The sequence below is a fragment of the Micromonospora sp. NPDC051227 genome (assembly GCF_044455385.1).
Taxonomy (GTDB): domain Bacteria; phylum Actinomycetota; class Actinomycetes; order Mycobacteriales; family Micromonosporaceae; genus Micromonospora.
Genome location: NZ_JBITET010000005.1, coordinates 148,762 through 175,550, shown reverse-complemented (window position 1 = coordinate 175,550; position 26,789 = coordinate 148,762). Strand labels below are relative to the sequence as shown.

The following is a 26,789-nucleotide window of genomic DNA, read 5'->3' as shown; positions in this document are numbered from 1 at the left end:
GCGGAGCTTGCGGCGTCGGCCCGGCCGGTGAAGGAGCCCGTCCTTCGAGGCCATGGCGGCCGACCTCGCCCTCAGAGCTGAAGGGCCAGCTGACGATGTCACGGAGAGATCACAAGGTCGAACCATCTATCGACATCGACTACCAACACCACGAAGGATTCGCTCACACGCGCCCTGTCATCTCAGGGCCTGTTCTCTGGAGGAAGAGAGAACGTGAGTAGACCCCGCAACCTGAGCAGGCATACCTCCGCCGCGCTCTTCGCATCGGTCCTAACCGCCGGCGCCATGACCGTGACGGGCGCTGCCGCCACCGCGAGCGCCGCTCCCTCCACCCCCGACACTCCGCAGGCCACGCCCGCCGAGGCGTTGGGCTCGCACGACGCCAAGCTGCTCGCCCAGGCCGAGGCGACGGCGCGGTCGTTGGACGCGGCGCCGTCGCCATCGGCGCCGTCAACTGATCCTTCCGCACCGCAGTGCGCGGGGGCCCATCTCTGATCTCGTGGGATGGGCTCCCGCGCCACGCGACACGGAGACCGCGACGGCATCTTCGCCCTGCCTGCCACCGCGAGGGCTCTTCGAGGGCCTATTTCTCGGTGCTGGTCTCGGGCAAAAAGATCTGCGCAGGAGGGGGCAGTTGCGCTGGTCAAGAGCTTCTGGCGCAGGCGATTAGCCCTCCACAGCTTCGGGACGCAGACAGGCCGCACTCGATACACTCACATCGCCGTTGATGGTTGCGAGCGAGCCGAAAGTCAGGGCATGCACGTCGCTCTACACCAACGCCAGTACGGGTAGGCGACCAAGCTGACGCCGTATCCACATGCCCAGAGCAGAGAAGGAGGCGGCGTGGCCGCATCCGAGCCCACCACCTCGTCGCGCACAAGCACAGCCCCCGACGCGCCCGCCGACGCAGACGGCACGCCGCCAGGCCTCGACGCTGCTCAGCACGACCACGGTCACCGGCCCCTATTTCCCTTCGTCGGCCGGATCGGTTCGGTCGAGATCCTCGCCGCCGTGCTGGTGCTGCTCATCTTCCTGCGCGACCCGCTGGCGAGATTGCTGTCCGCGCCGTCGCTGGCGACCTGGACGACGGTGTTCGTCTCGGTGATGGTGCAGGCCGTGCCATTCCTCGTCTTCGGGGTGCTGCTCTCCGCCGTGATCGCGGTCTTCGTACCCCGCTCCTTCTGGGCCCGGGCCCTGCCCAAGCATCCCGCCCTCGCCGTCCCGGTCGCCAGCGCCGCCGGGGTGATCCTCCCCGGCTGCGAGTGCGGGGCCGTGCCGATCGCGGGCTCCCTGATCCGCCGCGGCGTCACACCAGCGGCGGCACTGGCATTCCTGCTCGCCGCGCCGGCGATCAACCCGATCGTTCTCGTCGCCACGGCCGTCGCCTTTCCCAACAACCCCGAGATGGTCCTCGCCCGCGCGGTCGCCAGCCTCATCGTCGCCATGGTCATGGGCTGGCTCTGGCTGCGCCTGGGCCGCGCCGACTGGATCCGACTCCCGCGTCGACCCGACCTGGACGGGCTGCGACGCGGGGAGGCATTTTGGTCGGCCGCACGCCACGATGTGGTCCACGCCGGCGGGTTCCTTGTCATCGGCGCGATGGCCGCAGCCACCATCAACGTGGTTGTCCCCGAACAGTGGCTGCAGACCCTCGCCGACCAGCCGGTGCTGTCCGTGCTCGCCCTGGCCGGGCTCGCGGTCCTGCTGTCGATCTGCTCCGAGGCGGACGCGTTCGTCGCCGCCTCACTGTCGCAGTTCTCCCTCACCGCGCGGCTGGCCTTCCTGGTAGTCGGCCCGATGGTCGATCTGAAACTCATCTCCATGCAGGCCGGCATCTTCGGCCGGCGCTTCGCCGCCCGATTCGCGCCGGCCACCTTCACGGTCGCCGTCGCGGTCGCCGTCATCACCGGGATGGTGCTGCTGTGAACAGAATGGCTCAGGCCTGCGTCATGATCTTCTTCGGGGCTGCGGTCCTGCGGGCCAGCGTCACGGACCTCTACCTGCGCTACGTCAAGGAAGGGCTACGACCGTTCCTCATCGCCGCCAGCCTGCTGCTGATCGCCGCCGCGGTGATGACCCTCTGGTACGAACTGCGCCCCTACGCCGACGGGCCCGAGGACCGCAACGACCCTGAGGACCCCGCCGGCGGGAACCGGCGGCAGAGCGCTGAACAGATCACGAGCGGGCCAACGACGGAAGATGTCCACGACGAACACGCCCACCACGAACCACGAGTCGCCTGGCTGCTTCTCCTCCCAGCCCTCGGCCTGCTGCTCGTAAGTCCGCCCGCCCTCGGCTCGTACGCCGCCGGCCAAGCAGGCACCGCACTCACCGCTCAGCAGGACTACGACTACGACTACCCTCCCCTGCCTGCCGGCGATCCGGCGACGACCACAGTGTTCGACTACGCCGCCCGCGCCCTGTTCGACAAGGGCCAGTCGATCGGCACCCGCCGGGTCCAGCTCACCGGCTTTATCACCCCGGGACCCGACGGACAACCGATCCTCGCCCGCATGATCCTGTCCTGCTGCGCCGCCGACGGCCGACCCGTCAAACTCGGCATGGCCGGCAACGCGCCCACCGGTCTGGCCAACGACACCTGGATCCAGGTCACCGGCCGCTACACCGACCGCGTCACCCGCGACCCCATCAACGACGAAGAAATCCCCTATATCGACGTCGAATCCTGGCGACAGGTGACCGCCCCCAAGGACCCGTACGAGTAGTCCTGCTCCAAACGGGCACGCACATTCGTGACAACGCCGACCGTGCGCCGCGGAATCGTTACCCGCCGAGCAGGGTTGCAGCATCAACGCCCGGACAGCCAGCCATGGCGCAGCCGCGCGGCCCGCTAGGTTGCAGGGCGCGGGCGATCGGTCACCCGCCAGAGCCTTCTGCCACGCCGTCGGGAGTGAAGGCGCCGCCGCCGGGACTGGTGTCCAGGTAGACATGCTGGTGGCCTTGCCCGGCATCAATGTTGACCTGATCGAGCTGCGTGGCCGCGACGGACCAGGCGGCCGCCGCTTGGACCGCCTGACGTTTCGCCAGTTCCGTCAGAGCGGCCCGTTGGGTGGGCGGCCCGGTGACGGCGAGGAGATACGACTCGACAGCCAGGGACGCCTGCTCCACGGCGCTGCGCAGACCACCGCGTGCCACATTAGTCGCGGTAGTGCCCGACGGAGGATTGGCGAACGGCTCCGCCGCCCGCAGCATGGTCTGTCGCCACTGGCGGGCCTGTTCGGGCCCTGGTTGCCCACCGGTTGGCGGGTCCGCCCGAAGGACGGTGAGAATGGGAGAGATCTCCTCACGAAGGCGGCGGGCCGTTGCCGTCAGCTCGACGATTTGCTGACTGTCGCGCTTCGCGTCGGCCTCGCGTATGTCAGCGACAGCCGACTCGACGCCGTCCGGCCGATTGGCCGTGTAACCGGCGGCACCTCCCACCAGAACAGCCGCGAGCCCAACCGTCGCGACAACGACGGCGACACGTGCCATGCGGCGGCGGCTCGTGTCAGGAGCCGCCAGCGGATAGGAGGGCTTACCGGTACGGCGCGACACGACATCCCCTTGCGTCGATGGAAGCCTGATCGCAGCCTAGCCCTCCCTTCCGATGCCAGTCGATACCCAGCCTGGGTTAGGCAACCGGTGCACCGCGACACGAGGCCGCCGGAAGTGATGTCGCGGCAAAGACGAAGGCACCTGAGCTCGAACTGGCGCTGACAGCACCCTTAATCCTGCCCTCAGGTTGATCGGGGAGGATGAGCGCAAAAGCATCAACTGGAGGGAGCGGGCTGGCGTGCGGATCATGATCGCCGATGACGAGGCGGCCATCCGTGAGTCGCTGGAGCGGGTGCTTCAGGTCGAGGGTTACGGCACTAGCACCGCCGCCAACGGTCTCGCCGTGCTCGACGGGATCAGTGGCGCGGCGCCGGATCTGCTGATCTTAGACGTGATGATGCCCCGCCTCGGCGGGTTGGAGACCTGCCGGCGGCTGCGGGCGGCGGGTCGGGATCTGCCGGTGCTGATGCTGACCGCACGGGATCGGGTCTCCGACCGGGTCGCGGGGCTGGACGCGGGCGCCGACGACTACCTGCCCAAGCCGTTCGCCACCGAGGAGTTGCTGGCCCGGGTCCGGGCTCTGCTGCGCCGCCGCGCGCCGGGCGACGACGAGTCGCAGATCCTGTCGTTCGCCGACGTCCGGCTCGATCCCGACAGGTTCGAGGCGTGGCGGGGTGGGCGGCCGCTGTATCTGACCCGAACCGAGTTCTCCCTGCTACAGGTTCTCGTGCGCAACGCGACCCGGGTATTGACCCGCGACGCGCTGTTCGAAGCGATCTGGGGCTTCGACATGAGCACCACCGCCAACAACCTTCAGGTGTACGTGAGCTATCTGCGCCGCAAGATGGAGGCTGAGGGTGAGCCGCGATTGATCTACACGCTGCGCGGCTTGGGGTACACGCTGCGGGAGACTCCTCCGTGAGCAGGCCCGCCGGCCGGGAACCGCGTCGGCTGACCCGATGGTGGCGCCGGCGGTCCCTGCGGACCAGGCTGACGGTGATCGCGGCGACGGCCATCGCGGTCAGCGTGTTCGTGGCCTTCCAGGTGGCCAGCGAGCTGCTGGACTCGGAGCTGCAGAACAACGCCGAGAATCAGCTACGCGCGGATTGCCGCGTCCTGGCGACGACCGTGGAGCACACCGGTCTGGCGCAGGTCCAGCTACCGCCGTATCCAGGATCCGGTCGGCTGGTGCGGGTCATTCTGCCCGACGGTTCGACCCGCACGCCGGCCGGCCAACCCGCGCTGCCCCCCGTCAGCGGGCACGCCGGGCGCGTGGCGCAGGGCGGGCTGGCCGACCTGATGGAGTCGACCGACAGCGACGAGGACGGCTACCGCATCTACACGCTGCGGGCGGGCGACGGCGCGGTGCAGGTGGCCCGCGTCGCCGACGACAGCCCGATCAACCAGTTCGGGTTGGGCATGTTGCTGATCGGGCTGCTCTGCGTGGCCGGGGGCGCCCTTGTCGGGCGGACCGTGGCGCGGGCCGGGCTGGCACCGATCGACCGGCTGGCCGCTGCCGCGGTTCGTGTCGCGCACACCCGGGATCTCGACGCCGACATCCCGGATGAGGGCGGTGGGGAGATCCGGCGGCTGATCCAGTCGATCAACGACATGCTCGCCGCGCTCCGGGACTCCCGGCGGGCCCAGCGGCTGCTCGCCGAGGACGCCGCCCACGAACTCAAGACCCCGCTCACCAGCCTGCGCCTCAACGTTGAGCTGCTGATCCGGCTGGATCGGCGCGGCACGCTGGACAGCGCACTGCCGGCGGAGAGCCGGACCCGGCTGCTCAACGATCTCGGCGCCCAGGTGGCCGAGTTGAGCACCCTTGCCGCCGAGCTGACCGACCTGGCGCGCGGCGACGTCAGCGACGAGAGCACCGAGCTGCTCGATTTCGCCGACGTGGTGGTGGCCGCCGCGGCCCGGGCGCGTTCCCGCGTGCCCGACATCGAGGTCGCGCTCGACGTGACCTCCGTCTGGGTGAGCGGGCGTCCCGCTGCGCTCCAGCGGGCGGTGCTCAACCTCATCGACAACGCCGGCAAGTGGTCCCCCGCTGACCAGCCGGTCCAGGTCCGGCTCCGTGCCGAGGGCGCGTCGGCGGTCCTGGAGGTCGACGACGCCGGGCCGGGCATCGACGCCGCCGACGTACCGCGGGTGTTCGACCGGTTCTACCGTGCCGACAGCGCCCGGGCGTTGCCCGGATCAGGTCTGGGGCTGTCGATCGTGCAGCGGGTCGTCGACGCCCACGCCGGCCGGGTCACCGTCGCCCGGTCCGCACGCGGTGGCGCGCTGCTGCGGATCATCCTTCCGGCCGCCGCCCCGCCCGCTCGGATCACGCGGCTCACCGCGGGAGTGGACACGGTGGCGCGCTGACCCGCTGCGGCACGGCGCCGGGACCGACACGGCGCGCGGTGCCAGGACCCGCCGCAGCGGGCGGCGCAGGACAAGGGCGGGGGGCACGGTGACGGCCGCCGGGCCATGACAAAGATCCGGGACGGGCAAGAGCCCGTCCCGGATCTCGACTGTGCCGCCGCGCTCACCGTTGCGGCGCGGGCCCCTCCACGAGCGGCCGTTGATCGTCCGGCAGCTCCACCGGTCGGGACAACCGGCTCGGCCACCACATCCGCCGGCCGATCAGCAGGGTGAGGGCGGGCACCAGGACCGACCGCACCAGCAAGGCGTCGAGCAGCACGCCGAAGGCGACCAGGAACCCGACCTCGATCAGCATCACCAGCGGAAGTGAGGCGAGGACCGCGAACGTGGCCGCTAGGACCAGGCCTGCCGAGGTGATGACGCCACCGGTGGCGGAGAGGGCTTTGAGCATGCCCTCTCTGGTGCCGAGGCGCACGGTCTCCTCCCGGGCCCGGCTGGCCAGGAAAATGTTGTAGTCGATGCCGAGCGCCACCAGGAACAGGAATGCCAGCAGCGGCACCGAATAGTCGACGCCCTTGAACCCGAGGATCGTGTCGAAGACGAACACGCTGCCGCCGAAGGCTGCGGCGAATGAGACGATCACAGTCGCCATCAGGACCAGCGGGGCCACGATCGCTCGGAGCAGTAGCCCGAGGACGATCAGGACGACGGTGAGCACCAGCGGAATCACCAGCTTCTCGTCGCGGGTGGTGGTGACCTCGGTGTCGAGGTTCTCCGCGCTCGGCCCGCCGACGATCGCCTCCGCCCCGTTCACCGCGTGCACGGCGGTGCGCACCCGCTTGATGGTGTCGTACTCCGCGGCGGTGTCCGGCGCGTCGGTCGGGAACACGGAGATGTCGGCCCAGCCTCCGCTGATCTGCCCCGGGACGGCCACTGCCACACCGCGAGTGCCCTGGACGATGTCGAGCACCCGCTCCTGGTGCGCCGGCCGCGTGTAGATCGTCATCGGCTGGCCGCCGAGCTCCGGGAAGTGCTGGCGGAGGACGGTGAAGCCGGTGACCGACTCCGGCGCGGACAGGAACTGGTCCTGCTCCCGCAGGGCGCCGGTGTTGCCCGTCAGCCCGATGCAGAGCACGCCGAGGATGCCGAGCGAGCCGAGCGTCGCCACCCACCGGCGGCGGCTGATGGCGGTGCCGAGCCGTCCCCACAGCCCGGGCTTCTCCTGGACGGCCGTGTTAAACCGCGGGATGGCCGGCCAGAAGATCCGCCTGCCGAGCACCACGAGCATCGCCGGGAACAGCGTCAGCATGGCCACCAGCGCGCACAGGATGCCGGCCGCGCCGATCGGGCCCAGCCCGCTGGTGCTGTTCAGGTCGGCGACGAGCAGGCAGAGCAGGCCAGCGATCACGGTGGCCGCGGACGCGATGATGGCCGGCGCCGCGCCGCGTAGCGCGTGGACCATCGCCACCCGGACGTTCTCGTGGTGGTGCAGCGTCTCCCGGTACCGGGCGATGAGCAACAGCGCGTAGTCCGTGCCGACGCCGAATACCAGGATCGTCAGCAGCGCCGAGTTCTGGTCGTTGATCACGATGCCGAAGCCCTTGACGAGCAGGTAGACGGTCGCCATCGCGGTCAGTGCGGCCGCGCCCACAGCCATGAGCGGGATGAACCACAACACCGGGCTGCGGTAGGTGAGGATCAGCAGGAGCGTGACGACGATGACGGTGGTGAGGAAGACCTGCAGGTCGATGCCGTCGAAGACGGCGTCCATGTCGCCGTCGATCGCGGCCGGGCCGGTCACCTTGAGTTCCAGGCCGGCGGGGCGGTCCTTCGCGGCGTCACGCAACGGGCCGACGAGGGTCTCCGCTGCGCCGTAGGTCGTGCTCACGTCGAGGGTGAACATCATCGCCTTGCCGTCGGTGGACAGCCTCGTCGGTGGGCCGTCGTCGTCCTCTTCGCCGGACGCCGCCGTCTTCGTCGGATACCGCTTGGCAAGGGTGTTGTAGTGGCGCTCGACCGTGGCGCGGTCGGCGTCGGTCATGCCGCCGGCGCGGTGGTACACGAAGACGAACGTGTTGTCCTCGCCGCCAGGGAGGCTGTCCTCCAGCACCGCCACCTTGGTGGACTCGGCATTGGCCGGCAGGGTGTCCACGGCTCTGTCGGTGGTGACCGAGCTCAACTTCCCGCTCAGCGGCACCATGACCGCCGCCAGCGCCACCCACAACCCGATCACCAACCATGGCACCCACCGGCCTGCCAAGCGACCGGCGGGCGCTTCCCCGTGCGGCGCTGCCTTGACTGCCATCACTAGCTTCCTCCATACGGGTTACATCACTTATCTGATACCGACTTCGTACCGAGCGAATCTGAGACGACCGTTAATGCGCCGCTCAGGCCGGGTGGCCGAACCAGGTGCCGAGCGCACGCACCAGCGCGGTGGTGTCCAGATCCTGCGCGGTGGGCAAAGCGCAGGCGACGCAGCCGTCGGGCCGGATCAGCTACGCGTCGACGTCCACCCGGTCCGTGCGGGCGGTGACGGTGTTGACCCGTCCGGTCCACGCGGCCGCGGCGTCGCGGACCTCCGCGCTGTCGGCGAGGCCCAGCAGAAGCACACAACCCTCACGCAGCAGGTCCGCGGACCGGATCACCGCGGTGGCGACGTCCGGACCGGGCAGGTGATCACGTGCGGCAGGTAGCTGCCGTTTGCCACCGCCCACCACCAGGTACGACGTGCCGAACGCCGCGTTCATGGTGGTCGGTCAACTCGATGAGCGTCACTCCGGTGGACATGAGGGCGGAACCGCGGGTCCATGACCACCGCATCCCGTCCGGCTGGTCGACGACGAGCAGCACCGCGTCGGATCCGGGCTGTTGGAGGTCGGCCAGCTCACCTCAACCTGATCGCCGCCCGAACGGAGCGGCAAGCCGTACATCCTTTGATGCGCTTTATGGCCTTTGTAACCCTTTGCGAGGTCTGGTCGATATTCTCGGTACCTGCGTCGCCACCCAGTCGACGCGAGTGCAATCGGCTGTCGGCAGACGGGGGTGGCCACGATGGCCGTGGCGCAAGCAGCGGCCGCGCCAGGGGTACGGACGTCGCAGCTGCTCGTCGGTGGTGACGTCGCTGACGTGGTGAACATGTTCCGCGGGGAGGTAAACCTGCCCCTGGACCTGGTTTCGTTGACCGGCCGTGGCGGCTTGGACGTCACCGTCACCGCCTTCTACGGCAGCGGAGTGCACCATTCCGTGCAGCGGTCCAACCTCACCTCACCCACCGGGGTGCTCGGCCTGGGCTGGTCCCTGCCGTACGAACGCGTCGTCGTCGAGTCCCAGACCAGTGGCACGACGGTTGACGACGTGTTCTACCTGATCACCGGCGGCGCTGCGCGACAGCTCGTGCGAGTGGGCGTCGACGGGCCGGCGCAGTGTTTCCAACTTGTCGACCAGCCGTTCTGGCAGATCACCTACCACCCGGACCCCACCTGCCCGGAATCCGAGTACTGGACCATCGTCCGGGAGGACGGCAGCACCTCCACCTACGGGCTGGGGGCGGTGCAGCGCGGCGTGCGGTGGGGCAACTGGATCGGCCCGTCCACACTTGCGGGCGGGATGAGTTTTCCGCTGGCGTGGAACCTCCTGCACATCCGCTCGCTGGCGGGCGACACCGTGTCGTTCGAGTACGACATCGACGACGTGCTGATCGGGGCGAGCCCGCAGGCGCGTTGCACCCGCTCGTGCCGGCTCCGCCAGATCGTCGACGTGTTCGGGCAGACCGTCGACTTCCGTTACCTGTCGAAGGAGCCCTGCGAGACCCCGTCTCCGTACGTGCCGCCGCACGGCGGCCAGAACGCCTACCAGTTCCAGCTCGAGGACCACTACCTCGACCAGATCGTCGTGCGCGACAGCGCCGGCGGCACCGTGCTGACCACGAGGCTGCGCTACGCGCTGCACAACCACTCCCGCCACGCCGACGACAGCCGGTACCTCAAGCGCTATCTCATCGCCGTCGGGCAGGAGCTGGCCGCTGGCGGAGCCCTGCCGGAGCTGGAGTTCGACTACCACCGCGCCGAGGGCACGAACCCGGGCGCGATGTGCGGCGCGCGCACGCCGCAGGGCGGGCAGGCGGGATACGAGTACCGCGCCGCCGAGCTGCCCAACACCGCGCTGCGGGTCGCGATCCAACGACCGGCCGCCGGCGGGACACCCCGGGTCTGGCACGGCCCCACCTACACCGTCCTGACCTGGGAGAACAGCACCACCGGTCAGATCACCACCGGCGTGTACTCCTGGAACGGCAGCTGGTCCGCGCAACAGGACACCCGACGGTGGGCGGCGACGCCCGCAACCCTGCGGGTGCTCACCACCGACGAATTCTTCGCCGTCTGGTACCAGGACGCGCGCAGCGCTCAGTACCGGGTCCACCTGGTCCGCGCGGAGCCGTTCCGCTTCGGCGAGTGGCAACGTGACACGTACCCGGTCACGCTCGATGGGCCGATGGCCGAGCCGGCGGTCAGCGTCGGCGGCGGTTTCGTCGCCGTCGCGGACGCCCAGGCAGGGCAGTTGAAGATCGTCACGTGGGATCCGGTCGAGCGGCGCTGGATCGAGCAGGACTTCGGGCTGAGCGGAGTGGACCGCGTCGCGCTGGCCAGCGGCGCAGGCGTCTGCGTCGCCGTCACCTACGCCGAGCAGAGCCGAACGCTGAGCGTTGCCGTCCATCACTGCGACGCGGAGCGGCACTGGCGGCGCGGAGACACCGTCAGCGAAACCGTCGACATCGACTGGACAGCCACCTCGACCGATCGGCTACTCGCCATCGGCGCGTCCTTCGCCGTGCTCGGCTTCGTGACCACCTTCGACGACGCGGCCGGGACCGTGCGGTACGCCAGCCGATTGGTCACCTGGTCCACGGCATATCGGTTCGGGCAGGTCTTGAAGGTCGACGGCAGCCAGCCCGTGGACGCCCGCAACCCGGTCGGATACGCGACGGTGAACGGGTCGACCGCTGCCAACGGCGAGCACCTGTTCCGCTTCGACGGCGCCCGCTGGCAGCAGGTCGCCTCGACCCGCCCCACCGTCGGCCCCCGCTACACCTACCACTACGCCGCCGACACCGCCTACGCCATCACCGTCCAGGACAGCGGCCAGTGGTCAGCCGAGCTGTACGAGTACGACCCCTACCGCAACGCCTGGCGCACCCCCACCCGGACCAACGGCACCAGCCCTGGGCTGCCCACCCTCGCCGAGGGCTATCGCACGGTCGGCCGCGACCTGCTCTGGCGCACACCAGAGGGCACCTGGAGCACCGTGTACACCCTGCCGTCCGACGCGGACCTGGCGACCCTGACCAACGCCGCGCCGGGCTACCTGAGCTATGAGGACCGCAGCGGCGCGACTCACCTGGTCACGCTCGTCGACGCCGCGGTGCGGGAGTCAGTCGCCCTGCCCGGCGAACGGGTGGTGGTCCACGACCCGCAGCCCGGCCAGATCCTCACCGGCCCGGAGACGGTCGTCACCTACCGTGGCCCTGACTTCGACCACGCCACCAGCCTTGCCCTGTACCGGGTCGTCGACGGCCGGACCGCCACCCGGCTGGTGGCCTACCCGGTGGTCCGCGTCGGCAGCGACACCGGCTACCAGGCCCGGCACACGACGCTGGACTACGACCTCGCCACCGCGACCTACGACCCGTACGGGCTCGTCACCCAGTACGTGACGGTCCGTGCCGCGCCCGACGACGGCGGCCAGGGCTGCGTCGAACGCGTGTTCTTCAACGGGCTCAGCCCGAGCGTGCCCGGCGTGCTCTACCCGGTGTCCGATCAGTACAGCAACGCCCGGGCGTACTTCAGCAAGCTCAACGGGCAACTGTTCCGCACCCGCGCCTTCGACGCCGACGGTCGCCAGGTCAGCGAGAGCGTCAGCTATCCCTACACGTACACGGGTCAGGACAGCGACCTGCGCATCGTCGGTGCCTGGACCAGAGTGCGCAGGCAGACCCAGGCGACCGCCGGAGAGCTCTTCACCGCCGACACGGACCGCGCCGACACCCGCGAGCACGGGGTGCAGGCCGCGTTACTGACGCACTTCACCGCACACGGCGTACCCCTGACCGACCCGGTGGCGGTGCACGAGGAGGTGCCCGACCGGCGCTGGCGGCTCACCGACGCCGACGGCACGAAGTACCAGGTGATCGCCGACGGGACACGGTTCACCGTGTACGGGTGGCTGGTCGACGCCACCGAACATGAGTACAACGACCACGGGCAGCCGTGCCGCGAGATCCGTGACAACACCGACGACCAGGGGGTGCGGCGGCGGCTGCGCCGGGACACGTCCTACGCCTGGCAGACCTATCCGGGCCTGCGCGAGCTCAACTGCCTCGTCCCGACCAGCCAGGTCACCACCAGCGACCTCACGGCGGACGTGGTCACCGCCAGCGAGGTCACCACCTACCGCAACAAGTGGGGGCCCTGGGCGGCCGAGCGAGGCTACCAGTGGTTGGGCGTCGACGATCCGACCTTCCCGGGGTGGGGCTCGGACGCCGAGCCCGGACCGGGCTGGCTCTGCGCCCGCCAGGTCCTCGACGTCACCGAGCGGGCCCAGCCGCTGGCGGCACTGGACGCCAGCGGGCACGTCGCCGCCGCCATCTACGACCGCGAGCTCCGCTTCGCGGTCGCCACCACGGCCAACGCCGACCCCCGACACGGCGAGGTGTGCTGGTACGGCTTCGAGGAGTACGAGGACGACGGCGGCTGGACGCTCACCCCCGCCGGCCTCGACCCGACCGGGTACATCACCGAGGGCCCGGCGCACTCCGGGTCACGGCGACTGGCCATCCCCGGTGACCCCGACTGCGCCATCGGCATCACCAACGAGTTCACCCCGGCCCACGGCGACCGGCCCTATCAACTGTCGTGCTGGATCTGCACCCAGCCGGGGTTCGTCGACGACCCGGATCTCGCCGCGTTGCGCACCACGGTCCGCGACGAGCAGGGCCGCACAGCCGAGATCGTGCTGTCCATCCCCGCCACCGACGACCGTTGGCGCTGGCTGCACCAGCTGATCGACCCGCAGGCGCTCGACCTGGGCGCCATCGCGTCGGTGACACCCACCCTCACCAGCCGCCAGGACCGGCGGTACCTCCTCGTCGACGACCTCGCGTTCGCCCCGGTCACGGCCAGCCTGCAGGCCTCGGTGTACTCCCCGGACGGGCAGGAACTGCGCGCCACGGTGGACATGCTCAGCGACACCCGGCGCATCGGCTACGACCTGCTGACCCGACCCGTGCTGGACGTCGGCTTCGACAACTGGCCGTTGTCGGCCACCGCCGAGTACGTCTGGCGCTGCGCACGCGACACCTTCGACCCCGCGCGGCCGAACGCCACCCTGGTGGCGTCGCTGCGCGGACCCGGCACCTTCACCGACTTCCGGCAGGGCGACCAGTGGCGCGCGCAGTGGCGCGCCGACGCCGGCTGGCAGCAGGAACCGGGCCTGCTGCGCTACGCGCAGGACGGCACCGGCACGCTCGCCCTCACCGAGACGCCCGAGGGCAGCTACCTGCTGCGTCTCGCCCTGGCCGCCGAGCCGGCCGTACGGCGACCGGTGCGGCTCACCCTCGGCGAGTGGTGCGTACGCTGGGCCGACGGCTGCTGGACGCTGCACCGGCCCAACGGTGAGGTGGCGGCCTCGGCACCGGCGGAACCCGGCACCGACCTGATGCTCATCGTCTGGCCACACCGCATGCTCTGGTACGTCGACGGTGAACTGCTGCTCCAGCGGGTCACACCGGACGGCTTCGCCGGTCCGGTGGCCTTCGCCACCGACGGACCGCTGGCGCTGCGATGGATCGCGTTCGGGACCGCCCCGGTGGTCGGGATCTGCTTCACCGACAACGCCGGCCGCCCCCGGCAACTGCACCGCGTCGACGACACCCGCGTGCGGCTGTCGGCCACCGGCTACGACAGCGCCGGCCGGGCGGCGATCACCACCAAGACCATCGAAGTCGACGGTGAGCCGATCGGCTACCGACCCGGCCTGATGACCGACCTGGATCCCGAGACCGGGGCGATGGGCGACTGCGAGCTGACCCGCGCCTACCCCGACGACGGCGGCTACCCGTTCTCCCGCACCCTCTTCGAACCCTCGCCACTGGGCCGACCTGTCGAATCCGGACGGCCCGGCCGCGCGTTCGCCATCGTCGAGTCGATCCCCGTCGGACAGCGGCACACCGCCCGTACCGACTACCGCCTGAACACAGAGCAGCCGCTCCTGCCCAAGCTGCCCGCCGGGCAGTACCCGCTCGAGGTCAGCACCGACCCCGACGGCCGGGTGATGCGGCTGTGGCGCGACCGGTTGGGTCAGACCGTCGCCGTCGCGCAGGGCGACCTGACCGGCGAAGCAGGAAGCTTCGCGCTCGTGCGCAACCACTACGACCCCTACGGCAACCTGGTGCGCAGGGACCAACCCAACGTCACCGACACCCGGGTGCCCGACCGGGACCGCTTCGTCGAACGATTCGAGTACGACTTCGTCGGCAACCCCGTGTCGGTCACCGGACCCGACCTCGACGGCACCGTCAACCACGTCTACGACACCCTCGGGCGGCTGCGGTTCAGTCAGGGCCCGCAGGCCGCCAGCGAGGGCTATCTCAGCTACCGGCGGTACGACAGCCTCAGCCGGCTGGTGGAGCAGGGCACCTGCGTCGCGGCCTGGAATCGCGACGAGCTGCAACGACATGCCGACGACCCCGCCTGGTTGCCCGGCACCGGCACCTGGCTGGCCCGCTACCGCTACGACGGCGACGGCACCGACCCACTGCTGTACGGCCGGCTGTGGCAGACCTGCACCGGCCCCGCCACCGACGACGCGGCATCCGCGCGCAGCACCTACACCTACGACCAACGGGGCCTGGTCACCACCCGCACGATCCACGTCGCCTCCTACGACGACGCCCCGCACACCGTCGCATTGGACCACGACGCCACGGGCGCGGTCACCGCCATCACCTACGACGCCCAGCTCGGGGCGAACGCGTTCACCGCCCGACTCGCCACCGACGGTTTCAACAACCTGGTCTCGGTCACCGGCGAGCACGCCGGCCAGGACACCGACCTGGCCCGGTTCACCTACACCCCCGGCGGCGCGCTGGCCAGCGAGGTGTTCGCTCCCGGGACCCCGGCGGAGCTCACCCGCGCCTACCGCTACACCCCACCCGGATGGCTGACCCGCGTCGAGGACCGCTACCTGACCGAGACCACCGACTACACCAGCGGCGGATACGACGACAGCGGCTGCCACGACGGCCGCGCCGCCCGAACCGGCACCCGCTTCACCGGCGTACGCCAGGATGGCTTCCTGCCCGATGTCACCGTGCGCTACGGCTACGACCCGCTGGGCCGCCTCGCCGTGGCCGACTGCAGCGCGGGTGAGCGGTTCGGGTTGAGCGGACTGACCTACGACGCGAACGGCAACCTGACGACCCGCACCGCCGCCGGCGTGTCCCAGCGCCTGCACTACCGCGACGGCACCAACCGGCTGTGCACCACGCAGGACGACGACGTGGAGAGCGCCCCGTTCGGCTACGACCGGGACGGCAACGTCACCGACGCGCCGCCGCTGAGCGTGCGCGACCTACGCTACGAGGCGGTCTCCGGGCTTCCCACCAGCCTGACCGGGGCCGCTGGGGCGCTCCGCCTGACCCGCGACGCCGACGGCACGCTGCTCCTGCGCACCACCCACGACCGGCAACGGCTCTCCGTACCGGGCCCTGACGCGGCGCCGCTGGCGCTGCACCACGTCGACCCGGACGGGACCCGGCGGTCCGGCTACCTCATCCCGGGACCCGGCGGCATCATCGCCGTCTGGTCACCGCAGGGCACCGCGTACGTCCTGCGCGGCCGGCTCGGCTCGACCCGCGGCGTCTACGACTCGACCGGCCTCATCGGCGCGTTCACCTACCTGCCTGCCGGTGGATTCCTCGGCACCCCAGTGGACCACGGCGCGAGCGCCACCTACCCGTACCTGTTCACCGGCGCCGAGCGCGACCCGGGCACCGGCCTCTACCTCTTCCCACAGCGCCTCTACGACCCGGACACCGGGCGGTTCCTGAGCATGGACCCGGCCGGGCAGTATCCAAGCCCTTACCTCTACGCCGGCGGAGATCCCGTCAACGGCTACGACCCCAGCGGCGGGTTCGCCTGGTCCTGGCCGGCATTCGGCGCTGTCCTGGGAGGCGTCGCCGTCACCCTGGCCGGATTCGCGCTCACGATCGGGACCGCCGGACTCGCCTGGCCGCTCATGGTGGGCGGCACCCTGCTCGGCGGCCTCCTCATCGGCGGCGGGATCGCCAGCGCCGCCTACGGACTGGGCCACGCCAACGCCGAAGGACCGCAGGCGACCTGGAAGGAGTGGGGCATCTCGGTGGGCCTGGGAGCGGCGTTCGGCCTGGCGGCTGCCGGGCTGGGATTCGTGTCGGCGGCGGCCACCACCAGCGTGGCCGCGTCGCTCGGCATCGAGACGTTCATCGGCACCGGACTCGGCGCCCTCGACGGATTCATCAGCAACGGCGTCACCAACCACCTTCAGGGTCAGGATTTCGGCGCCGGCGCTGGCCTGTCGACCGCCCTGGGAGCGCTCGGCGGAGCCGTCGGCGGGGCCCTCGGCGGTGTTCTGGGCCGCGGCAACATGCTGCGCACGCGGATGACGCTGAGCGCCGGTCGTCGGGCACAGGCAGCCGGCGAAGCAGGGGCCGCCTACGTCATGAACTACGACCAGGGCAGCGTCTGGCACACGCAGATCGGCACCCGCGCGCCAGGCGCGGCCACCACCCGGATCAGCGACCTGAACGCCGACCTCGGCAACGTCAAGGCGACCTTCCGCGGTGGGCAGCACACCACGATCAACGTCCGGAACGTGGACTACGAACCCATGAGCGGAAACGGCATCCCCCGCCGCTACGTACGCCGCATCCACCTGCCCGGACAGAACGTGCAGGCCGCCGACGAGTTCGCGCAGAGGAGCGCGGAGGCGGCGGCGGGTCGTTTCTCGGTCTTCACCAACAACTGCACCACCTACGCCAGCGGCGTGCTCCGGGAGGCGGGCCTGCACCCGCCGCTGTGGGTGCGTTCTCCCACGCTGCTGCAACTGTGGGCCACGACCATCGGCGAGCGGATGCCGAACCAAGTGTGAGAAGAGGACTCCTGGATGCCAGCTGACCCGTCACCGGTGCCCATCGGCACCATCACCGCCTTCGCCGGCAGGCTCGACGTCTCGTGGCTGCGGCCGCAGGGCTGGCTCTACTGCGACGGCGCCGAACTGGATGAGGCGGACTATCCCGCCCTGCACGCCGTGATCGGCGGCAACTACGGCGCAGCCAACGGCAGGTTCCACCTCCCGGACCTGCGCGGACGGTTCGCCCGGGGCGTCGACCTCGGCGCCGGGCGGGACCCCTACGCCAACATCCGCGCCCCTTCCGGGCGCGGCGGGCTCGCCGGCAACAATCCCGGTTCCGCCCAGGACTGGTACACCGCCCTGCCGGGCACCGCGTACTCGGTCGACGGCGGTGGGGCTCACTCGCACCCCGTCGAGCACATGCCGGCCGACACGACCGGAGCGGCGGTAGCCGGCAGCCACTACGGGATCTGGCAGGACAGCCGGTGGATCTGGGGCACCGGCGTGCACACCCACTCCGTCGACGGCGGCGGCGACGCCGAGACCCGCCCCATCAACACGTACGTCTACTTCGTCATCAAGTTCGACGGATGAGGTGATCATGACAACCAGCTCACGGACAGAACCGGCCGGGGTGATCGGCGTCGCCGGTGTGCTCGTCGGCACCGTCGTCGGCTACGGCGCCGTCGTCTCCGGCAACGATCCCGCCCCACAGGGGTGGCTGCTGTGCGACGGCAGCGCCGTGTCCCGAACCACGTACGCCTGCCTCTACAGCGTCCTCGGCGACATCCACGGCAGCGGGGACGGCACCAGCACCTTCAACCTGCCCGACTACCGGGGCCGGTTCCAGCGCGGCGTCGACGACGGCAGCGGGCGCGACCCCGACGCCGGCACCCGCACCCCCGCGAACCCCGGAGGTCTCAGCGGCGACCGCGTCGGCTCGGTCCAACCGAGGGCCACCGGCCTGCCAGCTGGCGACTGCCTCGCTACCAATCACAGCGAGGACCACCACCACTGGGTGCCGAACCTGCCGGACGACAACTCCCACCCCTGGGCCGCCGGATCGCATTACGCCGACTGGAACGACGGCAGCCGCAACACCAGCAACAACGGTTGGCACACCCATGGGCTCAGCGGCGGCGACCAGGACAGCTGCCCGGTGAACCTCTACCAGAACTACCTGATCTTTTACGGCACCCCTTCGTGAGGAGCACCAGATGAGTGAGCAGGACCTGCCCGTCGTGCCGACAGGCCACTTCGTCATCGGGGCGGTGCTGGCCTACGGCGCCGGCAACCCACTCGACCAGTACGGGCTGGAAGAGCAGGGTTGGATGTACTGCGACGGGCGGCTGGTCGGCCGCGCCGACTACCCTGATCTCTTCGCGGTGATCGGCACCCTGCACGGCGGTGGGGACGGAACGACCACGTTCAACCTGCCCGACTTCCGCGGCTACCTGTTGCGCGGCGTCGACGACGGCGCGGGGCGTGACCCGGACGCGGGCAGCCGGAGCGAGCCGGCGCCCGGCGGTGCCGCCGGTGACCGCTGCGGCTCCACGCAGAAGCACGCCACCGGCCGGCCCAGACAGGCGTTCACCCTGGACAGCGACGGCGACCACAGCCACGAGGTCTACGGCGTGCCGCAGGACAAGTCGTCCACCCCCATCGCCGGATCGCACCGCGCCATCTGGAACGACAACGGCGGGAACACCGGCTCCGCAGGGTCACACCAGCACTTCATCACCTCCGGCGGCGACGCAGAAACGCGTCCCGACAATGCCTACGTCAACTTCGTCGTCCGCTACCGCGCATGACAGACCTCTCTGTCTCGACAACGGACAGTTGACCTGCCTGGACGGGCGTAACGGTCACCCGCGGACCCCGCCAATTTCTTCAACGCGGGCTCGCTGGAACGCTCCGTCAGCCTGCGGACCGCCGACTACGTCCGACTGGCGCAGCCTTCGGTCCACGCCATCACCGAGCCGGAACCCGGTTTACAGCGGACCGGCGAGCCGCCCTTGTAAGGGGCGGCCTACGGCAGACGCCGCGCCGTGAGGACCGCAACGGCGTCGTCGGTTCCGCCGACCGGCACGGTGGCTTCGGACGACGACGGCGGCGGTAGACGCACCGCACCGACCGCGACTCCGGAGATGACCAGCACGCTGGCCAGGATCGTGACGGCGGTAAGGGGCTCACCCTGGAAGACGGCCGCAGCGCCCAGACCGAACACCGGTATCAGCAACGCGTAGGGGGCCACCGGTGTGGCTCCGTGGATCCGGATCAGGTATCCCCAGATCGCGTAACCTAGCAGCGTCGCGACCCAGGCCACGTACACGGCGGCGACCACACCGGACACCGACAGCGAGCGCAGCGCGGCGAGGTCTTCCTGAACGCCCTCGAAGACGGCCGAAAGGATCAGCAACGGAAGGGGCGGAACCACGCTCACCCAGACCATGAACCGGAACATGTCCGGCGGGTTGGCCTTGCGGGTCGCGATGTTCGCCAGTCCCCAGCAGGCGGCAGCAGCCAGCACCAACAGGAACCCGGCGACCGGCGTCGTCCCACCGAGCCGCGTGCCCACCAGGACGATCCCGGCCATGGCGACGCCCAGGCCGACCAACTGCACCGCCCTGGGCCGCTCGCGCAGCAGCAAAGTGGCGAGAACAATGGTGAACGCCGCCTGACTCTGCAACACCAGGGAAGCAAGTCCGGCGGGCATTCCGACGTGCATCCCGATAAAGAGGAAACTGAACTTCAGCACGCCGAGCACTATTCCGACGATGAGAACCCACCGCCAGGCGACCAGTGGCGAACCGACGAAGAAGACCGCCGGTATCGCGGCGAGGATAAAACGCAGAGCGGAGAAGAGCAGCGGCGGGAAGTCTTGCAGGCCCACATCGATGACAACGAAGTTCACGCCCCAGACCGCCGCGACGAAAACGACCAGCCCGACATGAGTCAGCTTCATCGCGATCTCCTCACCGCACATCCTCCTACCCGGCACGCGCCACCGGACCCGACCCATGATGTCTCATCCGGCGTCGCCGCCAAGGACCCGAAGGCTGACACTTTCTAATGGGAGTTCGTTAGCATGGCTTCACTACACGATCTGGGCCGACTGCGTGCGCTGCACGCCGTGGCGACCTTCGGTTCCATCAGCGGGGCAGCGTCGGCGCTCGGCTACACGCCGTCCGCCGTGTCACAGCAGATCGCCAAGTTGGAGCGGGAGGCCGGCGCCCCCCTTCTCGACCGCGAGGGCCGCCGGGTGGCGCTGACCCCCGCTGGGCAGATCCTCGCGCAGACGGCGGGGGAGGTGCTGGCAGCCCTGGAGCGGGCGGAGACCCGACTGAAACTCCAGCACGGAACGCCGACCGGGCGCCTCACGCTCGCCGCCTTCCCGACGGCCTGCCGGGGACTCCTGCCGGACGTGCTGGTGCAGCTGACCCGCCGGCACCCCGGCCTGGACCTCCGCGTGTCGGAGGTGGACCCCTTCCGCGGCGTCGACCTGGTGGCCGAGGGAGAGGTGGACGTCGCCGTCGTGCACGACTGGCACAACACCCCGCTGGTCCTCCCCGACGGCTTGCGGTGCACCCCCTTGGGCGACGACGTCGCCGACGTGCTCCTGCCGGCCGGGCATCCATTGGCAGGCCGGGACGAGGTCTCCGCCGATGACCTGGTCGCCGAACGGTGGATCAGTCAGCGGCCCGGATCGATGTGTCACGCGTGGCTGCTGCGGACCTTCGCCGAGCGGGGCCGGCAGCCCGACATCACCTGCCAGGTGGACGAGTACCAGTCCCAGGTGTCGTTGGTGGCCGCCGGACTGGGCGTCGCGTTGCTGCCCCGGCTGGGCCGTGGGCTCCTGCCGTCGGAGGTCGTGGCACTGCCGCTGCGGCCAACCAGCTCCCGGCAGATCATGGCCGTGCTGCGGGCGAGCACCAGCGACCGGCCGGCGATCACCGCCGCCCTCGACGCGTTGCACGAAGCATCCGCTGCTCGGACCGCCCACTCTGATTCCCCGAATGTCGCGATGTCCCCACGACATTCGACGACTGGCTGACCAGGAGCCTCTCGGCGATTTCCGATACGTCGAAGTGATGCGCTTGGGCGGGGCCAGTTGCAAACTGCGAGATTGCGACTTGACCACGTGGCACTTCCTCCCCCCATTGCAGGGATCGAAGGGGTTGCCGGACGGGGGCGCAATTGAGGTTCAATCACAAGGCCGCTCGCTGGGTGACGGCGTTGCCGTGAGATGGCAGCGTGGCACCACCGTGGACCTTCGATACGAGACCTTGTTCGGCAAGGGCGGCGATGTCGCGCCGGATAGTGAGCTCGCTGACGCCGAACTCGCGGGCGAAATCGCGAACCCGTACCGCGCCCTGTCCGCGTAGTTCGGCGAGCAGGCGCTTCTGCCGCTGTGCGCTGAACAACCGACCAGTTCCCACGATGCGTATGCTCCTAACGGGCGAGCCAGCCTCCGTCCACCGGAAGGACGGCCCCGTGCACGTACCGGGCGGCGTCGGAGGCGAGGAAGACCGCGGCGCCCATGAGATCCTCGGAGGTGCCCCAGCGGCCGGCCGGGATGCGGTCGCGGATTGCACGTTCCCGATCTGGGTCGGCGCGCAGGGCCGCGGTGTTGTCGGTCGCCTGACACAGGTGGAATACCGCGTCGAGGTCGACGCGCAGCACGGAGTTCCAGTCCTCTGCTGAGTGGGTGACGGCGGCCGCGCGGCGGATGATGCCGGCGTTGTTCACCAGAATGTCGAGACGGCCGAGTCCGGCGGCGGCCGTCTCGACGGCGTCGGCGAGTTCGTCTGGCCCGGCGGCGGCAAGGTCGGCAGGTACAAGGAGGGCCCGCCGACCGAGCTTCTCCACCGCGGCGATCGTTTCGGCGGGGTCGGTGCGGCCCAGCAGGGCGATGTCGGCACCCGCCTGGGCCAGCGCGGTCGCGACGGCCTGACCGATGCCGCGGTTCGCGCCGGTGACGAGGGCGACCCGCCCGTCGAGGCGGAAGGCGTCCACGACCATCGTCACAGGCCCAGGTTGCGCAGGGTCGGGACGGTCTGGCCGACCCAGGCCAGGTCGGCGTCCTCGCGGGCGCCCTGGGTGCGCTGGGTGCCGCCCAGGAACCACAGGAAGTACGTGGTGTAGCCGGGTGCGCTGACGACGGTGTGGTAGCCCTCCGGCATCATCTGCATCACGTGATCCCGGATGGTGACGTTCTCCTCGTATCCGTCGTCGGTGTAGACCCGGCTGATGCCGAACCCGTTCGGCGGGTTGACCCGGTAGTAGTACATCTCCTCGTGCGCCGCCTCGGCGGGCAGGTCGTCGACCCGGTGCCGGTGCGGCGGGTAGGTGCTCCAGTTTCCGGACGGCGTGTAGGTCTCGCCGACGATGAGCCGGCGGGCGGGCAGGTCCGGTTGGCTGACCTCGGTGAGGATCTGGTGGTAGGTCCGACCGAAGTTGGCCGCCCCCCAGCGCCCGCTGGCGACCTGTTCCGGTGCGATGACGTACGGATCGGTGGCCAGGTCGCTGGGGGCGCTGGGCAGGGCGATCTCCACGTCGGTGACCGCCTCCACCATGATGGTGGCGCCCGCTGGAACGTACACCGAATGCGGCTTGCCGGAGAAGACGTCGGCACGCTGGCCGACCTCCGGGAAGCGGTGGTCGGCGACGGTGAAGTTCGCGGTGCCGCCGAGGATGACCGCCAGGATCTCCCGGTCGCCGGACCCGCCGGTCCAGGACTGACCGGCCGACAGCTTCAGGAGGGTGAAGTCCAGTAGCCGGCAGGGGTTGACGGGCAGCGTGTTGTGGCCGTCGACGGCGGGAATGGTGCAGTGGTATCGGTAGTTCATGGTCACCTTTCGAGGATCCGTGGGGTTGGGGCGGGTCACCAGGGACTGGTCCAGCCGGGGATGGTGGCGCGGGTGAGGGCTTCCAGGTAGAAGTAGTCGCCCCAGAGGGTGCCCTCGTCGACGCCGATGCCCTTGGGTTTGTCGTAGACGCCGTGCAGGAGGAGCGCGTTCGAGTCCATCGGGCCACCGGCGGCGTAGTTGTCGACCAGGGAGCGCAGGATTCGGCGGGCCGCATCTCGGTAGCCCTTCGCACGCGCCGCGTCGACGACGCTGCCAGCGAGCTCGGCCAAGCCGCAGGCGGCGATCGCGGCGGCGGAGCTGTCGCGCTCTTCGCCACTGCCGTCGCTGAACTCAAGGTCCCAGTAGCCGACGTGGTCAGCCGGCAACCGTGCGAGAAAGTGGTCCGCGCAGGTTGAGGCGGCGGCAAGCAGCGTGGGGTCACCGGTGTACCGGTGGTTCAGGGTGAAACCGTAGATGCCCCAAGCCTGTCCGCGGGCCCAGCAGGTGTCGTCCCCGTGGCCCTGTTCGGTCTCACCGCGCAGCGGCGCACCGGTCTCCGGGTCCCAGTAGAAGGTGTGGAAGGTGGTGCCGTCCGGACGCAGGATGTGCTCGCGCAGTTGTGCCGTGTGTCGGCGGGCGGCCGTGGCGTAGCGGTCGTCGCCGGTGGTCTGGCTGGCCCAGTAGAGCAGCGGCGTGTTCATCAGGCTGTCGATGATGGTGCGGCCGCGTTGGCGGGGGTCGGCCAGGTCGCCCCAGGCCTGGATGATGCCCGCGGGTTCGAGGAAGCGGGTCATCAGGTGGTCGGCGGCGGCCAGGGCCGCCGTCCGGGCGCGCCGGTCGCCGGTGCGCCGGGCCGGCGTGACGCAGGCGAGGGTGTAGAGGAAACCGAGGTCGTGCGTTTCCAGGTCGATGCCGCCGCGCACCCGGTCGGCAAAGCTGTCCACGTGTGACTGTGCGGCCTGCAGATAGCGCTCGTCAGCGGTCAAGTCGTGAGCGAGCCACAACATGCCGGGCCAGAAGCTGGTGGTCCAGCCGACGTTGGCGCCTTCCGGCTGGCCAGCGGTCGGTGGTCGCAAGGGGTAGCGGTTGGCGACGGTGGTGTCTGCCGGGTACCGCGTGCCGAAGGTGTCGATGTTCGCCTCGATGGTCCGTATCGCGGCGGTCACCGCGGCCGCCATCGCTTCGGCGTCCGGGCTGGGACGGACGTTGGTCGCCGTCATGGATGCTGTTCTCCCTCGTGTGTCCGGTCCGGTGCCGGGCAGGTGTTTCGTCGGCGTCCCGGCTCGATCGCCGGGAGGGCGGAGGTGATCAGGTGCTCCGGGCCGCAGCCGTCGGTGGGTCGAGCGCGGCCCGCAGGCTGTACCGGCTGTTGGACCACACGACGTACAGCAGCGGCGCGGCCGCGACGCCGAGCGCTATCGCGGGACGGGCCGCGAAGAGCTGCGCCAGCAATGCCAGTACCAGCAGTGACGCGGCGGTGAGGTACCAACGGCGCACCGCCAGGTAGGCGCAGGCACGGGCCACGTCGCGCAGCCGCGCGGCGGGCCGTTCGGCGATGGTCACCAGGCCGAGGAGCGTGGTGGCGGCGGTGAGCACGGCGAGCACGGCGAGGATCGGCAGCGTGAGCGCACCCACCCGATGGCCCCACGACGCGTACGCGTCGACGCCGAGGACGACCAGGACCGCGGTGGCCGCGGAAGTCCAGAGGATGGCCCGGCGGGCGGTGACCCGCCAGGTGCCGCCGAACGTGCGTAGCAGGCTGCGAGATCCACCGGACGAGTAGTCGGACATGACTGCGAAGATGCCGCACAGGCCCGGCGCGCACAGCGGGGCGGCCAGCGCGTACAGCGGCCAGGAGCGCGCCGCCTCGGTGGTGAACGTGAGGGCCACCAGTGGCAGGCAGCCGAGCACGAGCAGCAGGTTGCTGACGAGCGCGGTGTAGACGCCGTCGAAGACGGCGGTGATGGTGTGGTGGCGCGAACGCATGGACCTCAACCCTTCAGTCCGGTCGTGGCGATGCCCTCGATGAAGTAGCGCTGGCCGAGCAGGAAGATGACCGCGACGGGCAGCACGGACAGCACGGAGCCCGTCATGATCAGCGCGTACTCGGCGTTGTACTGGGAGATGAAGGTGTTCAGCCCGAGCTGGATGGTGCGCAGCTCCGGACTGCGCAGGTAGATCAGTGGGCCGAGGTAGTCGTTCCAGGTGGTCACGAACGTCAGCAGGGCCAGGCTGGCCAGCGCCGGTCGGGACAGCGGCAGCATGATCCGTCGGTAGATGCCGAACTCGCTGAGCCCGTCCACCCGCGCCGACTCGCTCAGCTCCTCGGGGATCGTCTCGTAGAACTGCTTCATCAGGAACACGCCGAACGCTCCGAACGCCTGTATCGCGACGATCGACCACAGCGTGTTCGACAACTGCAACTTCGACATGAGGATGAACTGCGGGATCATGTACGACTGCCAGGGCACCGCGATCGTCCCGACGTACGCCAGGAAGAGCGCGTTGCGGCCGGGAAAGCGGACCCGGGCGAAGCCGTAGGCGGCGAAGCTGCCGGTCACCACCTGGAGGAGGGTGACGACCATCGACAGCAGCAGCGTGTTCCCCAACCACGTCGTCATGTCCGAGCGCTGCCAGATGTCGAGGTAGTTGCGCCACACCACGGGATCGGGGAGCCAGGTGATCGGGATGGTGAAGACGTCGCTGTTGGTCTTCAACGACGCCACCACCATCCAGTAGAACGGCAGCAGCAGCCCGGCCGCCGCGAGCACGAGGGCGGCGTACCCGACGAGCCGCCAGCCCCGGGACGCGACCCGCCGGCTGGGTGGTCTGCCGCTGCCGGGCACGGTGATGGCCGGGGCGGGCGCGGCGAGGTCGGTCGCGGTCATCAGCTGTTCCTCCGCTTGTTGACCATGAACTGGATGACCGTGATGCTGAAGCAGATGGCGAACAGGACGACGGAGACCGCAGAGGCGTAGCCGAACTGGTTCTCCTCGAAGCTTTTCTGGTAGATGTACTGCGAGAGCACCAGGGTCGACTGGCCAGGTCCGCCGCCGGTCATCACGAGGATGAGGTCGAAGACCTTGAAACTTTCGATGGTGAGCAGCACGGTGACGAAGAAGGTGGTGTGTCGCAGCCCGGGAAGGGTCACGTGCACGAACCGCTGCCACGGTGTGGCGCCGTCGGTCTCGGCCGCCTCGTAGAGCTGGGCCGGGATGGTCTGCAGGCCGGCCAGGAACAGCAGCATGTAGTAGCCCATGTACCGCCAGGTGCCGACGATGATGACCGCCGGCATCGACCAGGTCGACGACGTGGTCCAGCCCGGCGCGTTGTCCACCCCGACGGCGCCGAGCAGAGCGTTGATCGGGCCGTACTCCGGGCTGAACAGCTGGTTCCACACGACCGCGATCGCCACGATCGAGGTGATGTAGGGGAAGAAGGCGACGGTGCGGAAGAACCGTACGCCGCGCAGTTTGCGGTTGAGCAGCAGCGCCAGCCCGAGTGACGCCGCGAGGGTCAGTGGGATGTGGAAGACGGTGTAGTAGACGGTGTTGCGCAGCGCGGTCCAGAAGCTCGCGTCGCCCCACATTCGCCGGAAGTTGGCGGTGCCGGTCCACTCGGCCACCCCGAAGACGTTCCAGTTGGTGAAGGCCACGTAGAACAGCACGACGACGGGTAGCAGGGTGAGCACGGCGAAGCCGACGAAGTTGGGAAGGATGAACGACCAGCCGGCGACCGTGTTGCGCGACACCAGCCGCCGGTTCCTGGGTCTCGTGTGCGGCAATGTTGCCATTGGGAGTCTCCGGGAGCGTTCGGCATGGTGGTGGGACCGGCGTGCGGCTCAGGCGC

General features: G+C 69.9%; 19 protein-coding genes and 2 pseudogenes. 10 read left to right on the top strand and 11 right to left on the bottom strand.

The window, feature by feature from the left end; genetic code table 11:
• Positions 1 to 213: 213 nt before the first annotated feature.
• From ACIA47_RS15655 to ACIA47_RS15645, 3 genes and pseudogenes are all read left to right on the top strand, one after another.
• Positions 214 to 408, top strand: a pseudogene (locus tag ACIA47_RS15655) (hypothetical protein); the annotation flags it as partial.
• A gap of 435 nt (positions 409 to 843) precedes the next feature.
• Complete coding sequence (locus ACIA47_RS15650; RefSeq protein WP_396708459.1) at positions 844 to 1,926, top strand: permease; 1,083 nt, start codon at positions 844 to 846, stop codon at positions 1,924 to 1,926.
• Positions 1,923 to 2,726, top strand: coding sequence for a TIGR03943 family putative permease subunit (locus tag ACIA47_RS15645; protein ID WP_203118060.1), 804 nt, complete (start codon positions 1,923 to 1,925; stop codon positions 2,724 to 2,726). Before ACIA47_RS15650 ends, ACIA47_RS15645 begins: the two co-directional genes overlap by 4 nt.
• 151 nt (positions 2,727 to 2,877) lie before the next feature.
• Here ACIA47_RS15645 and ACIA47_RS15640 read toward each other — a convergent pair whose 3' ends face one another.
• Positions 2,878 to 3,555 carry a hypothetical protein gene (locus tag ACIA47_RS15640; protein ID WP_203118062.1) on the bottom strand — a complete coding sequence of 226 codons (678 nt, stop codon included), beginning with the start codon at positions 3,553 to 3,555 and terminating at the stop codon, positions 2,878 to 2,880.
• A 238-nt stretch (positions 3,556 to 3,793) separates the two neighbouring features.
• Between ACIA47_RS15640 and ACIA47_RS15635 the strand changes: the two genes are divergently transcribed.
• Both ACIA47_RS15635 and ACIA47_RS15630 read left to right on the top strand, forming a co-directional pair.
• Complete coding sequence (locus ACIA47_RS15635; RefSeq protein ID WP_396708456.1) at positions 3,794 to 4,477, top strand: response regulator transcription factor; 684 nt, start codon at positions 3,794 to 3,796, stop codon at positions 4,475 to 4,477.
• On the top strand, positions 4,474 to 5,925 hold the full coding sequence (locus tag ACIA47_RS15630) for an ATP-binding protein (protein WP_396708454.1): 1,452 nt from the start codon (positions 4,474 to 4,476) through the stop codon (positions 5,923 to 5,925). Before ACIA47_RS15635 ends, ACIA47_RS15630 begins: the two co-directional genes overlap by 4 nt.
• 163 nt (positions 5,926 to 6,088) lie before the next feature.
• On the opposite strand, the gene ACIA47_RS15625 is transcribed toward ACIA47_RS15630, so the two are convergent.
• Together ACIA47_RS15625 and ACIA47_RS15620 are read right to left on the bottom strand one after the other, a co-directional pair.
• Positions 6,089 to 8,158 carry an MMPL family transporter gene (locus ACIA47_RS15625; RefSeq protein ID WP_396708801.1) on the bottom strand — a complete coding sequence of 690 codons (2,070 nt, stop codon included), beginning with the start codon at positions 8,156 to 8,158 and terminating at the stop codon, positions 6,089 to 6,091.
• 157 nt (positions 8,159 to 8,315) lie between these two features.
• Positions 8,316 to 8,675, bottom strand: a pseudogene (locus ACIA47_RS15620) (hypothetical protein).
• A gap of 304 nt (positions 8,676 to 8,979) precedes the next feature.
• Here ACIA47_RS15620 and ACIA47_RS15615 point away from each other — a divergent pair.
• Genes ACIA47_RS15615 through ACIA47_RS15600 form a run of 4 tightly spaced genes read left to right on the top strand, consistent with a single transcriptional unit; the run spans position 8,980 to position 18,902 of the window.
• Complete coding sequence (locus ACIA47_RS15615) at positions 8,980 to 17,109, top strand: RHS repeat-associated core domain-containing protein (RefSeq protein ID WP_396708452.1); 8,130 nt, start codon at positions 8,980 to 8,982, stop codon at positions 17,107 to 17,109.
• 15 nt (positions 17,110 to 17,124) lie between these two features.
• Positions 17,125 to 17,685 carry a phage tail protein gene (locus ACIA47_RS15610; protein ID WP_396708450.1) on the top strand — a complete coding sequence of 187 codons (561 nt, stop codon included), beginning with the start codon at positions 17,125 to 17,127 and terminating at the stop codon, positions 17,683 to 17,685.
• Between the two features lie 7 nt (positions 17,686 to 17,692).
• Positions 17,693 to 18,298: a phage tail protein gene (locus tag ACIA47_RS15605; RefSeq protein ID WP_396708448.1), complete on the top strand. Its 606-nt coding sequence runs from the start codon at positions 17,693 to 17,695 to the stop codon at positions 18,296 to 18,298.
• A gap of 10 nt (positions 18,299 to 18,308) precedes the next feature.
• Positions 18,309 to 18,902 (top strand): phage tail protein, encoded by a 594-nt coding sequence (locus tag ACIA47_RS15600; RefSeq protein WP_396708446.1) that lies wholly within the window; start codon positions 18,309 to 18,311, stop codon positions 18,900 to 18,902.
• 218 nt (positions 18,903 to 19,120) lie between these two features.
• On the opposite strand, the gene ACIA47_RS15595 is transcribed toward ACIA47_RS15600, so the two are convergent.
• Positions 19,121 to 20,077, bottom strand: a complete 957-nt coding sequence (locus tag ACIA47_RS15595) for an EamA family transporter (protein WP_396708444.1) — start codon at positions 20,075 to 20,077, stop codon at positions 19,121 to 19,123.
• A 102-nt stretch (positions 20,078 to 20,179) separates the two neighbouring features.
• Between ACIA47_RS15595 and ACIA47_RS15590 the strand changes: the two genes are divergently transcribed.
• The gene (locus tag ACIA47_RS15590) at positions 20,180 to 21,145 is read left to right on the top strand and encodes a LysR family transcriptional regulator (protein ID WP_396708442.1); all 966 of its coding nucleotides are present in this window, start codon (positions 20,180 to 20,182) and stop codon (positions 21,143 to 21,145) included.
• 154 nt (positions 21,146 to 21,299) lie between these two features.
• On the opposite strand, the gene ACIA47_RS15585 is transcribed toward ACIA47_RS15590, so the two are convergent.
• The 7 genes from ACIA47_RS15585 to ACIA47_RS15555 form a co-directional block, all read right to left on the bottom strand.
• Complete coding sequence (locus tag ACIA47_RS15585; RefSeq protein WP_396708440.1) at positions 21,300 to 21,515, bottom strand: DeoR family transcriptional regulator; 216 nt, start codon at positions 21,513 to 21,515, stop codon at positions 21,300 to 21,302.
• A 28-nt stretch (positions 21,516 to 21,543) separates the two neighbouring features.
• Positions 21,544 to 22,113 (bottom strand): SDR family oxidoreductase, encoded by a 570-nt coding sequence (locus ACIA47_RS15580; protein ID WP_396708799.1) that lies wholly within the window; start codon positions 22,111 to 22,113, stop codon positions 21,544 to 21,546.
• Positions 22,114 to 22,115: 2 nt separating this feature from the next.
• A complete protein-coding gene (gene iolB / locus ACIA47_RS15575) occupies positions 22,116 to 22,940 on the bottom strand; it encodes a 5-deoxy-glucuronate isomerase (protein ID WP_396708797.1) in 825 nt (274 codons plus the stop codon).
• 35 nt (positions 22,941 to 22,975) lie between these two features.
• A complete protein-coding gene (locus tag ACIA47_RS15570; protein WP_203118089.1) occupies positions 22,976 to 24,160 on the bottom strand; it encodes a glycoside hydrolase family 88 protein in 1,185 nt (394 codons plus the stop codon).
• Between the two features lie 88 nt (positions 24,161 to 24,248).
• Complete coding sequence (locus ACIA47_RS15565) at positions 24,249 to 24,926, bottom strand: hypothetical protein (protein WP_203118091.1); 678 nt, start codon at positions 24,924 to 24,926, stop codon at positions 24,249 to 24,251.
• 5 nt (positions 24,927 to 24,931) lie between these two features.
• The gene (locus ACIA47_RS15560) at positions 24,932 to 25,828 is read right to left on the bottom strand and encodes a carbohydrate ABC transporter permease (protein ID WP_357324383.1); all 897 of its coding nucleotides are present in this window, start codon (positions 25,826 to 25,828) and stop codon (positions 24,932 to 24,934) included.
• A complete protein-coding gene (locus tag ACIA47_RS15555; protein WP_396708437.1) occupies positions 25,828 to 26,691 on the bottom strand; it encodes a carbohydrate ABC transporter permease in 864 nt (287 codons plus the stop codon). Before ACIA47_RS15555 ends, ACIA47_RS15560 begins: the two co-directional genes overlap by 1 nt.
• Positions 26,692 to 26,789 lie beyond the last annotated feature (98 nt).

Excerpts from the sequence above, each read along its gene's own strand:
- ACIA47_RS15615 (WP_396708452.1), top strand. The coding sequence starts at position 8,980 with ATGGCCGTGGCGCAAGCAGCGGCCGCGCCAGGGGTACGGACGTCGCAG.
- ACIA47_RS15610 (WP_396708450.1), top strand. The coding sequence starts at position 17,125 with ATGCCAGCTGACCCGTCACCGGTGCCCATCGGCACCATCACCGCCTTC.
- ACIA47_RS15605 (WP_396708448.1), top strand. The coding sequence starts at position 17,693 with ATGACAACCAGCTCACGGACAGAACCGGCCGGGGTGATCGGCGTCGCC.
- ACIA47_RS15600 (WP_396708446.1), top strand. The coding sequence starts at position 18,309 with ATGAGTGAGCAGGACCTGCCCGTCGTGCCGACAGGCCACTTCGTCATC.
- ACIA47_RS15595 (WP_396708444.1), bottom strand. The coding sequence starts at position 20,077 with ATGTGCGGTGAGGAGATCGCGATGAAGCTGACTCATGTCGGGCTGGTC.
- ACIA47_RS15590 (WP_396708442.1), top strand. The coding sequence starts at position 20,180 with ATGGCTTCACTACACGATCTGGGCCGACTGCGTGCGCTGCACGCCGTG.
- ACIA47_RS15580 (WP_396708799.1), bottom strand. The coding sequence starts at position 22,113 with ATGGTCGTGGACGCCTTCCGCCTCGACGGGCGGGTCGCCCTCGTCACC.
- iolB (WP_396708797.1), bottom strand. The coding sequence starts at position 22,940 with ATGAACTACCGATACCACTGCACCATTCCCGCCGTCGACGGCCACAAC.
- ACIA47_RS15570 (WP_203118089.1), bottom strand. The coding sequence starts at position 24,160 with ATGACGGCGACCAACGTCCGTCCCAGCCCGGACGCCGAAGCGATGGCG.
- ACIA47_RS15565 (WP_203118091.1), bottom strand. The coding sequence starts at position 24,926 with ATGCGTTCGCGCCACCACACCATCACCGCCGTCTTCGACGGCGTCTAC.
- ACIA47_RS15560 (WP_357324383.1), bottom strand. The coding sequence starts at position 25,828 with ATGACCGCGACCGACCTCGCCGCGCCCGCCCCGGCCATCACCGTGCCC.